The following is a 10218-nucleotide window of genomic DNA, read 5'->3' on the forward strand; positions in this document are numbered from 1 at the left end:
GGCCGCTCGACCACCTCGCCCGCCGCGATCTGGCTCACCAGCTCGTCGGGCAGTTCGCGGATGGCGCGGCGAAGCGCCGCGCCGGAGTCGGTGGCCAGATCAGTCATCACGGGATTGTAGGAAGGGGGCGGGGATAATCCGGCGTCATGGAGTTCCTCGCTTTTCTGCTCGACCTCGTCGTCCACGTCGACCAACACCTCGCGGCGTTCGTCGTGCAGTACGGCACCTGGGTCTACGCGCTACTGTTCGCGATCATCTTCATCGAGACGGGGGTCGTCGTGATGCCCTTTCTGCCGGGGGACTCGTTGCTGTTCGTCGTCGGCGCGCTGTGCGGCGTGGGCCTGATGGACCTGCCGACCTCGCTGGCGCTGATGTTCGGCGCGGCGGTGGCCGGCAACCAGAGCAACTACACGATCGGCCGGCTGGTCGGCCACAAGGTGTTCCAGTGGCCGCACTCGCGCTGGTTCAACAAGCAGGCGTTCCTGAAGGCGCACGATTTCTACGAGCGTTATGGCGGCGTCACGCTGGTCGTCGGGCGCTTCCTGCCCTTCCTGCGCACTTTCGCGCCTTTCGTGGCCGGCGTGGCCGAGATGACGCGGCGGCGCTTCACCTTCTTCGACGTGACCGGCGGCGCGCTGTGGGTCGGCAGCGTGACGATGGCGGGCTACCTGTTCGGCAACGTGCCCTGGGTCAAGGCCAACCTCGACAAGATCATCTGGGCGATGATCCTGATCCCCGGCATCGTGATCCTCGCCGGCGCCTGGCGCGCGCGCCGCAAGCAGGCGGCGCCGGCGGCCTGAGGCGCTCGCCAGAGCCGACAGGCCCCGGCTAGGTCGTGCGCTTGCGTGACAGCGGCGGGTTCTTGGCGAAGTAGCGCTCGATGCCCGAGTACAGCGCGTCGACGAGGCGTTGCTGGTAGTCCGGGTCACGCAGCTTGTCTTCCTCGTCGGGGTTCGAGATGAAGGCCGTCTCGACGAGGATGGACGGGATGTCCGGCGCCTTCAGCACCGCGAATCCGGCCTGCTCGACCTTGGCCTTGTGCAGCCGGCCGACCAGGCCGATGCGGTTCAGCACCTCGTGGCCGACGCGCAGGCTGTCCTTGATCTGGGCGGCGGTGCTCATGTCGAGCAGCGCGCGCAGCACCTGCTGGTCCTTGGTGGCGGCATTGACGCCGCCCACCACGTCGGCGGCGTTCTCCTTCTGGGCCATCCATCGCGCGGCGCTGCTGGTGGCGCCGTTCTGGCTCAGCGCGAACACGCTGGCGCCGCGCGCTTCCGGCGTGAAGAAGGCATCGGCGTGGATCGAGACGAAGAGGTCGGCCTGCACGCGGCGCGCCTTGTTGACCCGCTCGTGCAGCGGCACGAAGAAGTCGGCGTCGCGTGTCAGCATCGCGCGCATGCCGGCCTTGGTGTTCAGGCGTTCGCGCAGCTTCAGCGCGACCTGCAGCACCACGTCCTTCTCCTTCAGCCCGCTCGGGCCGACGGCGCCCGGGTCCTCGCCGCCGTGGCCGGGGTCGATCGCGACGATGACCAGGCGGTTGATGCGGTCCTTCTGGGCGGCCGTGGGCGGAGGCGGCGGGGCCGGCGTTTCGACAGGAGGCGCGGCCCGGGGCGGCCCGCCGGCCCCGGCAACGGGCGGCAGCGGCTTGTCGACGCGGCCGATGAACTCGCCCAGCGCATCCTGCACTTCGCGTGCGGCCTCGCGCTCGGCGGCGTCCTTCTCGCGGATCAAGGCGAGTAGCGGGTCGGGGGCCTCGGTGGGGTACAGGTCGAACACCAGCCGGTGCTGGTAGGCGGCCACCGGGGCCAACGCGAACTGCTGCGGCTTCACGGCCTGCTTCAGGTCGATCACCAGCCGCACGACGCGGGGCTGGTTCTGGCCGACGCGCACGCCGGCGATGAAGGGGTCGTCCGGCCGCACCTTGCCCACCAGCTCGCGCAGTGCCGGGCTCAGCTCGAGGTTCTCGATGTCGACGACCAGGCGCTGCGGGTTGTCGGCCAGGAAATGGTTGGCCGCGAGGACCTGGTCCGACTCGATCGTCACCCGGGTGTAGTCGGCCGCCGGCCAGACCCGCACCGCGACGATGGCCGCTCCCCAGGCCAGCTCGGCGGGCCCGAGGGCCAGCACCACGGTGCCGGCACCGGCCAGCCACTCGCGCCGGCGCATCATGCGGCGGCGTCCGCCGCGGCCAGCAGCTGCCGGCCGGTCGCGCTGCAGGCCTCGGCGCGCACGCGGCGGCTGTCGTCGGCCTGCGGCTCGATCGCGAGCTTCAGGTCGGGTGGCGGCAACTGCGGCGCGGCCTTGGCGGCCCACTCGGCGATCTTCAGGCCCGGCTCGGCGTAGATCTCGCGAAAGCCCGCATCGTCCCACTCGCGCGGGTCGTCGAAGCGGTAGAAGTCGAAGTGCGATGCGGGCAGCGGCGAGCCGTCGCGAGCCGTCAGCGCGTAGGGCTCGACGACGGCGTAGGTCGGGCTCTTGATGCGGCCGGTGGCGCCGAGCGCGCGCAGCAGGTGGCGCACGAAGGTGGTCTTGCCGGCGCCGAGCGGCCCGTCCAGCTCGAGCTTCGCGTCCTGCAGGCTGCGCTGCGAGGCGATGGCATCGGCCAGCGCGGCGGCGAAGCGGGCACAGGCCGCTTCGTCGGGCCAGTGCAGTGAGCGGGTTTCTAGAATCGGCGGATGGGTCGTCAAGGTCAGGACGTGGTCGCGCTGGTCGCGCAACAACTCGAGGGCTGGGCGCAGTCGCTCGGATTCTCCCAGATCGGCGTGGCCGATGTGGACCTGCGCGCGGCCGAACAAGGCCTGCTGGACTGGCTCGCCGCGGGCTTTCATGGCGAGATGGCTTACATGCAGTCGCATGGCCTGAAGCGGGCGCGGCCGGCCGAGCTGGTGCCCGGCACGGTGCGGGTGGTCACCGCGCGCATGGACTACCTGCCGCGCGGCGCGGAAGAGGGCTGGACCGAACGCGAATGGAAGCGCCTGGCCGCGCCCGGCCAGGCCACCGTGTCGATCTATGCCCGCGGGCGGGATTACCACAAGGTGCTGCGCCAGCGCCTGCAGGCCCTGGCCGATCGCATCGCCGAGGTCGCCGGGCCCTTCGGCCACCGCGTGTTCACCGATTCGGCGCCGGTGCTCGAGGCGGAGCTTGCCACGCGCAGCGGCATCGGCTGGCGGGGCAAGCACACCTTGGCGTTGTCGCGCGAAGGCGGGTCGATGTTCTTCCTCGGCGAGGTCTACGTCGATCTGCCGCTGCCCGTGACTCCACCGGCCGAGGCGCACTGCGGGCGCTGCACGGCCTGCCTGGACGTCTGCCCGACACGGGCCATCATTGCGCCCTACCGGCTGGACGCGCGGCGTTGCATCTCTTACCTGACGATCGAGCACCCCGGGCCCATTCCGGAGGCGCTGCGGCCGCTGATGGGCAACCGCGTCTACGGCTGCGACGACTGTCAGCTCGTCTGCCCCTGGAACAAGTACGCCCGCCGCAGCCCACTGCCGGATTTCGACGAGCGCGAGCCGCTGGGCGGCGCGAGCCTGCTCGAGTTGTGGGCTTGGAGCGAGGACGAGTTCCTGCGCCGCACCGAGGGCAGCCCGATCCGCCGCATCGGCCATGTGCGCTGGCGGCGCAACCTTGCGGTGGCGATGGGCAACGCGATCGCGGCGGGCGACGTGGCGGCGCTGGCCCTGCGCGAGGCGCTGGCCGATGTGCGTGATAGCAGCGACGCGCTGGTGCGCGAGCACATCGACTGGGCCTTGACACAGCAGGCACCATGAGCGCCACGCCCGCGCCAGATCCGCTGATCGATGCCTTCATCGCCGCGCTGTGGGTCGAGGACGGCCTCGCGGCCAACACGCTCGCGGCCTACCGGCGCGACCTGAGCCTGCTCGCGCGCTGGCTCGCAGCCACGCAGGGCGTGACGACGCTGGCCGCGGTGAAGCAGCCGCACCTGGAGGCCTACGCGGTCGCCCGGCACGACAGCGGACGCGCACGGAGCCCGAGCCAGCCGAAGACCTCCGCCAGCGCCAACCGGCGGCTGGCGGTGTTCCGGCGCTTCTACCGCTGGGCGCTGCGCGAGCGCCATGTGGGTGAAGACCCGACGCTGCGCCTGAGCAGCGCGCGCCAGAGCCTGCGCGTGCCCAAGACCCTGAGCGAGGCGCAGGTCGAGGCGCTGCTGGCCGCGCCCGACGTGGCCGTGCCGTTGGGCCTGCGCGACCGCTGCATGCTGGAGCTGATGTATGCGAGCGGGTTGCGCGTCAGCGAACTGGTCGGCTTGCCGACGGTGCACCTGAGCCTGGCCGACGGCGTGTTGCGCGTGACCGGCAAGGGGGCCAAGGAGCGGCTCGTGCCGTTCGGCGAGGAGGCTGCCGCGTGGGTGTCGCGTTATGCCGCCGAGGCCCGGCCGCTGATCCTGGCGGGCCAGGCCAGCCCGGCGCTGTTCGTCACCGCGCGCGGCGGGCCGATGACGCGCCAGATGTTCTGGACGCTGGTGAAGAAGTACGCGCTGCAGGCCGGCATCAACGTGCCGCTGTCGCCGCACACGCTGCGCCACGCCTTCGCGACGCACCTGCTGAACCACGGCGCCGACCTGCGCGCGGTGCAGATGCTGCTGGGGCACGCCGACATCTCGACGACGACGATCTACACCCACGTCGCACGCGAGCGCCTGAAGGCGCTGCACGCCCGGCACCATCCGAGGGGCTGAAAACGACAGAGCCGGCACGCGGCCGGCTCTCGGGTCATCCGCCAGGCAGGACGGATCAGAAGTTGTGGCGGACGCCCAGCGCAAGGGCGTCGAAATTGCCGCCGTAGACCTTCAGCACGTCGTCACGGTCGATGCGGGTGTAGTAGCCGTAGACCTTGGTGCGCTTGCTGAGGTTGTAGTTGTAGCCGAGCGTCATCTGCAGCGCATCGCTCTTGTCGATGTTCGCGTACTCGCCGGCGGCGCCGACGTTGACGTGGAACTCCGAGCGGCCCAGCACGTACATCGACGACACGCGGAAGTAGTTGCGGTAGCCGCGGCCCAGGCGCTGGAAGTCGGCGTTGCGCTGGAACAGCAGGCCGACGGTGATCGGCCCGGCCTCGTACAGGCCGCGGATGCTGGCCTGCTTCAGGTCGCCTTGCTTCTCGAAGCCGGCGCCCAGGTGCAGCGGGCCGTGATCGTAGTAGGCGGCCAGGTCGTAGTTCTTGTCGTCCACGCCATTGGCCGGGTCGCTTTCGGCGACTGCGACGTAGCCCTGGAAGCCACTCAGGTTCGGCGTGACGTAGCCGACCTTGTTCTTGTAGGCGAAGGCGCTGACGTAGAACGCGTCCGCCGAGTCGCCGGTCTCGTGGTTGTGCATGCCGATGTAGTCGGACGTCGCGAAGTACGAATCCGGCGTCCAGGCGCCGAGCCGAACGGTGCCGAAGGCGCCGGTCAGGTTGACCTCCGATTGACGGCCCCAGAACGTGGCCTTGGCCTTGCCGTCAGTGGCATCGAAGCCGTGTTCGATCTGGAAGCCCGCCTTCAGGCCGCCGCCGAGGTCTTCGGTGCCCTTGAAGCCGATGCGCGAGGAGTTGTCGTTGACGACGCCCTGGCTGTCGCCGTCATTGAACCGGACTCGTTCGACGGTGACGTTCAGGCGGCCGTAGATGGAAACGCTGCTTTGGGCCCATGCCGGCGTGGCGATGACGATGGCGGCCAGGGGCGCGGCCAAGGCGAGTTTTCTCAAGATGAGTCTCCAGAAGGTCTGACGGGGGAGCCGCGCACCGGATCGCTGCAATGGGCCGCAGGTGATGCGCCATGAGGTGTGTCATTCTGTATCCATTGTGTTCAGGCATCTCAAGGCGGCTCGGCCGCAGCCTCAACCTTCTGTGCAGATCGCGTCCGCGCTGTGGCGAGGGCACGACAGCAATCCGGGCGGATGTCACGGCGACGGCGGCGGGCACAATCGCCGGCGATGGAACACACCTTCGTCTCCGCGTTCGTGCTGCTGTTGCTGGTACTGGACCCGTTCGGCAGCCTGCCGATCTTCATTTCGGTGCTGCGCGGCGTGGCGCCGGAACGGCGCACGGTGGTGGCGGTGCGCGAAGTGGCGATCGCCTTCGGCGTTCTGCTGGCCTTCATGTTCACAGGGCAGGGCTTTTTGAGCCTGATGCACCTGTCCGAGCGCTCGCTGGAGGTCGCCGGCGGCGTGATCCTGCTGATCATCGCGATCCGGATGATCTTCGCCTCGGGCGGCGAGATCTACGCGACCGACGGCAAGCGCGAGCCGATGATCTTCCCGCTGGCCGTGCCGCTGCTGGCCGGCCCATCTGCGATGGCCACGGTGCTGCTGCTGGCGTCGCGCCAACCCGAGCGCATCGTGCACTGGGTGGGCGCGCTGACGCTGGCGATGGCCATCAGCGGCCTGGTGCTGCTGTCCGCCGAGCGCATTCGCAAGATCATCGGCGGGCCGATGGTCTCGGCGCTGGAAAAGCTGATGGGCCTGGTGCTGACCGCGATCGCGGTCGAGATGGTGCTGGCGGGCCTGAAGCGCTACTTCTTCGAAGCCTAGCTGCCGGGCCTAGATGCCGAGCCGCTCGATCTCGTCGGGCTCGAAACCGGCGGCGCGCCGCGCGTCGAGGTTGAATGGGCCTTTCAGCCGCGGCGCGCCGTACCGCGCGGCGAACTCGGCGTAACTCGAGACCGGGTCGCGCCCGTCGCGCTCGCACAGCCAGCGGTACCAGCGATTGCCGATCGCGACGTGGCCGATCTCGTCGCGCAGGATGATGTCGAGGATGTCGACGGCGCGCAGGTCGCCCGCCCGGCGCAGCTTGGCCTGCATCGGCGGCGTCGCATCCAGCCCACGCGCCTCCAGCGTGCGCGGCACGAGCGCCATGCGGGCGGTGATGTCGGCGCGGGTCTTTTCCGCCATGGACCACAGGCCGTCGTGCGCTTCGAAGTCGCCGTAGTCGTGGCCTTGCGCGCGCAGGTGATCGCGCAGCAGCCCGAAGTGCAGCGCCTCTTCGCCGGCCACTTGGAGCCAGTCGAGGTAGAAGCGCTCGGGCATGCCGGCAAAGCGCCAGACGGCGTCCAGCGCGAGGTTGATCGCGTTGAATTCGATGTGGCAGACCGCGTGGAGCAGCGCGGCGCGGCCCTCGGGCGTGAACGGCGTGCGGCGCGGCACCTGTTCCGGCGGCACCAGCAGCGGGCGCGGCGGGCGGCCGGGCAGGCCGGCCGGAGCCTGCAGCGAGGCCGTGGGGTCGAGCGGGGCGCCGCGCCGGGTCGCGTCGAGCAGGTCGCGCGCCTGTCGCGCCTTCGATTCCGGCTCGGCGACACACAAGACCTTCAGCGCCTCGGCTCTCAGTTCCATCCCTAGAATTATCGGCTTGCCCTTGCGGGCCAACGAACAGGCGAGCAGCCGAAGAGGAGGGCATCGATGGCGATCTACCAACTGGGCGACGACGCCCCGCGCATTGCCGAGAACGTCTGGATCGCCGAATCGGCCCAGGTGATCGGGCGGGTGTCGCTCGCGGCCCACTCGAGCGTCTGGTATGGCTCGGTGCTGCGTGGCGACAACGAGTGGCTGACGATCGGCGAGCGCAGCAATATCCAGGATCTTTCGATGCTGCACACCGATGCCGGCGTGCCGCTGACGATCGGCGCCGACGTGACCGTGGGCCACCAGGTGGCGCTGCACGGCTGCACGATCGGCGACGGCTCGCTGATCGGGATCCAGTCGGTCATCCTCAATGGCGCACGCATCGGCCGCCACTGCATCGTCGGTGCCGGTGCGCTGGTGACCGAGGGCAAGGAGTTTCCGGACGGCGTGCTGATCGTCGGCAGCCCGGCCAAGGTGGTGCGCGAGCTGACAGCCGAGCAGATCGCCCGGATGACGCTGAGCGCGGCCCACTACGTCGACAACGCGCGCCGGCACCGTGATGGCCTGAAGAGGCTCGAAAGCTGAATTCGATGGATGAATTGCACAAGTTCCTGTTCGAGGGCCTGCCGGTGCGCGGCATGCTCGTGCGCCTGACCGGCAGCTGGCAGGAGGTGCTGCGCCGGCGCCAGGCCAGCGGCCCCGAGGGCCCTTTTCCGGCGCCTGTGCGTGCACTGCTGGGCGAGATGGCGGCGGCCGCCGCGCTGATGCAGGCCAACATCAAGTTCAACGGCTCGCTGATCCTGCAGGTGTTCGGCGACGGGCCGGTGAAGCTGGCGGTGGCCGAGGCACGCTCGGACCTGAGCTTTCGCGCCACGGCCAAGGTCGTCGGCGAGGTGCCGGCCGATGCCGGGCTCGAGGCGATGCTGAACGTGCACGGCAAGGGGCGCTGCGCCATCACGCTGGACCCCGAGGAGCGCCTGCCCGGGCAGCAGCCTTACCAGGGCATCGTCCCGCTGCACGGCGACCGGCGCGAGCCGCTGCAGGCGCTGTCGCAGGTGCTGGAGCACTACATGCTGCAGTCCGAGCAGCTCGACACGCGCCTGGTGCTGGCGGCCGACGACAAGGTGGCGGCGGGTCTGCTGATTCAGCGCCTGCCGGTCGAGGGGGCGGCGAATCTCTCCGGTGTGAATGTCGCCAACGAAGACATGATCGGCCAGAGCGAGGGCTTCAACCGCATCGCGCACCTGGCGGCGACGCTGACGCGCGAGGAACTGCTGACGCTGGACGCGAACACCGTGCTGCGCCGCCTGTTCTGGGAAGAGCAGGTGCTGCGCTTCGAGCCGCTGGCGCCGAGCTTTGCCTGCTCATGCTCGCGCGAACGGGTGCGCGCGATGCTGGGCGGCCTGGGCCGCGAGGAGGCCGATTCCATCCTCGCCGAGCGGGGCGACATCGAGATCGGCTGCGACTTCTGCGGCCAGCAGTACCACTTCGACGCGGTCGACGTGGGCGAGCTGTTCACGCCGGGGCGCGACCAGCCGCCCGTGTCAACCTCGCTGCAGTAGGGCGTTCTTCAAGCGAAGGCTCGCGTGTTCGCAATCGGGCGAATCGCAGGTCTCGCACACCCAGCGCCATTCGGGCTGTGCCGCGTCGCGTTCGGCGAGGCGGCTGAACAGCCCCGGCACGGGCGCATCGGCCTGTCGCAGGTGCGGCGCGACGGCGTCCACCGCCGCCTCGAGCCGGGCCTTGCCCAGGCCGCCGACGACGACGAAGGGCAGGTCGGCGCCGATCAGCATCTCGCGCACCGCGGCATCGACCGGCTCGCGCACGTGCGGGCCGTCGCGCTGCAGGCCATCGGCCTGCCAGGGCAGATCGAGCGCGGTCAGCAGCGTCAGCGTGCATCGACGCTGCCAGGCGATCGCCGGTGCGTCCAGCGATCGATCGTCGAAGATGTGGCGGTGGTACACCGCGGTCATCAGCGGCGTGGTGTCGCAGACGACGATGCGGTGGGCCCTCGCGGCCTCTTCGATGCGGCGGGCCTGCTCGGCCGCGATGCCGGCCTGCTCGTGCGCGGCGGGCGTGCGGCCCTCGCGCTCGCACCATTCGCGCAGCACCTCGGGGATCCACGTGCTGCGCCAGCCGGTGTCGCCCGCCAGCCGCTCGGCCAGCGTCTCGGCCAAGGTGCTCTTGCCGGTGCTCTCGGCACCGACGACGGCGAAGATCCAGGCGGGGTCAGTGGTTTGCATCGGCGTGTCCTTCAAGCCGGCTCCACATGCGCCAGCCCGCAATCGACAGCAGGGCGAACACAGCGTACAGCAGCACGGTCAGCCACAGCGCCTTCGCGCCGAAGAGCACGACGCTGACGAGGTTCACCGCCAGCCAGACCGCCCAGTTCTCGATCAGCTTGCGCCCGAGCAGGAACTGGCCGGTGATGCTGGCCACCGTGGGCAGCGCGTCGAGCCAGGGCACATCGGAGTTGGTGTAGCGCGCCAGCAGCAGCGCAAGCGCCGGCCAGGCGGCCAGGGTCGCCAGCGCGGCGCCAAGCCGCTGCCGAGGCGACAGCCGGTGCACTTTCAGCTCGCCGCCGTCGGCGCCATGCCCGCGCAGCCACTGCCACCAGCCCCAGCCGGCCACCGCGACGAAGAAGAGCTGGAGGCTGGCCTCGCCATAGAGCTTGCTGTGCACGAACAGCAGCGCATACAGCAGCGAGCTGGCGATGGCCAGCGGCCAGCCCAGCGGGTTGACGCGCATGTTGCAGCCCACCATCCACACCGAGAGCACGAAGCCGGCGACCTCGAGCCAGGTGGTCGGGCTGCCCCAGAGCGTGAAGGCTTCGGCGAGCAGCGGCGCCGTGGCCTGCAGCAGGCGGTCCATCGGGCCGGGC

At 70.1% G+C, this 10218-nt stretch carries 12 protein-coding genes; 6 read left to right on the plus strand and 6 right to left on the minus strand.

The annotated features are described in order from the left end of the window. The first annotated feature begins 146 nt into the window (after positions 1 to 146). Entirely contained in the window at positions 147 to 800 is a 654-nt protein-coding gene (locus VJ693_RS07975) for a DedA family protein (protein ID WP_324153087.1), read from the plus strand. Between the two features lie 28 nt (positions 801 to 828). Here the strand turns inward: VJ693_RS07975 and VJ693_RS07980 are convergent, their stop codons facing one another. Both VJ693_RS07980 and tsaE read right to left on the minus strand, forming a co-directional pair. Beyond that, positions 829 to 2166, minus strand: coding sequence for an N-acetylmuramoyl-L-alanine amidase (locus VJ693_RS07980; RefSeq protein ID WP_324153100.1), 1338 nt, complete (start codon positions 2164 to 2166; stop codon positions 829 to 831). Continuing rightward, entirely contained in the window at positions 2166 to 2687 is a 522-nt protein-coding gene (tsaE, locus tag VJ693_RS07985) for a tRNA (adenosine(37)-N6)-threonylcarbamoyltransferase complex ATPase subunit type 1 TsaE (RefSeq protein ID WP_324153089.1), read from the minus strand. Before tsaE ends, VJ693_RS07980 begins: the two co-directional genes overlap by 1 nt. Here tsaE and queG point away from each other — a divergent pair. Then, positions 2676 to 3770 carry a tRNA epoxyqueuosine(34) reductase QueG gene (queG, locus tag VJ693_RS07990; protein WP_324153090.1) on the plus strand — a complete coding sequence of 365 codons (1095 nt, stop codon included), beginning with the start codon at positions 2676 to 2678 and terminating at the stop codon, positions 3768 to 3770. The two genes, tsaE and queG, sit on opposite strands and share 12 nt — an antisense overlap. Continuing rightward, a complete protein-coding gene (xerD, locus tag VJ693_RS07995) occupies positions 3767 to 4699 on the plus strand; it encodes a site-specific tyrosine recombinase XerD (protein WP_324153091.1) in 933 nt (310 codons plus the stop codon). The genes queG and xerD overlap by 4 nt, the downstream gene beginning before the upstream one ends. Before the next feature lie 55 nt (positions 4700 to 4754). Here xerD and VJ693_RS08000 read toward each other — a convergent pair whose 3' ends face one another. Then, positions 4755 to 5708 (minus strand): porin, encoded by a 954-nt coding sequence (locus VJ693_RS08000; RefSeq protein ID WP_324153101.1) that lies wholly within the window; start codon positions 5706 to 5708, stop codon positions 4755 to 4757. 225 nt (positions 5709 to 5933) lie between these two features. On the opposite strand from VJ693_RS08000, the gene VJ693_RS08005 reads away from it, so the two are divergent. Then, positions 5934 to 6530 carry a MarC family protein gene (locus VJ693_RS08005; RefSeq protein WP_324153092.1) on the plus strand — a complete coding sequence of 199 codons (597 nt, stop codon included), beginning with the start codon at positions 5934 to 5936 and terminating at the stop codon, positions 6528 to 6530. A 9-nt stretch (positions 6531 to 6539) separates the two neighbouring features. Here VJ693_RS08005 and VJ693_RS08010 read toward each other — a convergent pair whose 3' ends face one another. Continuing rightward, entirely contained in the window at positions 6540 to 7328 is a 789-nt protein-coding gene (locus VJ693_RS08010; protein ID WP_324153094.1) for a ferritin-like domain-containing protein, read from the minus strand. A gap of 66 nt (positions 7329 to 7394) precedes the next feature. Here VJ693_RS08010 and VJ693_RS08015 point away from each other — a divergent pair, with 66 nt between their 5' ends. Then, positions 7395 to 7922, plus strand: coding sequence for a gamma carbonic anhydrase family protein (locus tag VJ693_RS08015; protein ID WP_324153095.1), 528 nt, complete (start codon positions 7395 to 7397; stop codon positions 7920 to 7922). A gap of 5 nt (positions 7923 to 7927) precedes the next feature. Next, complete coding sequence (locus tag VJ693_RS08020) at positions 7928 to 8899, plus strand: Hsp33 family molecular chaperone HslO (protein ID WP_324153096.1); 972 nt, start codon at positions 7928 to 7930, stop codon at positions 8897 to 8899. Here VJ693_RS08020 and VJ693_RS08025 read toward each other — a convergent pair. Both VJ693_RS08025 and pnuC read right to left on the minus strand, forming a co-directional pair. Next, positions 8882 to 9580, minus strand: a complete 699-nt coding sequence (locus tag VJ693_RS08025) for an ATP-binding protein (RefSeq protein ID WP_324153098.1) — start codon at positions 9578 to 9580, stop codon at positions 8882 to 8884. The genes VJ693_RS08020 and VJ693_RS08025 overlap by 18 nt on opposite strands. Further along, a complete protein-coding gene (gene pnuC / locus VJ693_RS08030) occupies positions 9567 to 10208 on the minus strand; it encodes a nicotinamide riboside transporter PnuC (RefSeq protein ID WP_324153103.1) in 642 nt (213 codons plus the stop codon). Before pnuC ends, VJ693_RS08025 begins: the two co-directional genes overlap by 14 nt. Positions 10209 to 10218 lie beyond the last annotated feature (10 nt).

Source organism: Ideonella sp., from assembly GCF_035254525.1.
GTDB lineage: Bacteria > Pseudomonadota > Gammaproteobacteria > Burkholderiales > Burkholderiaceae_C > Ideonella.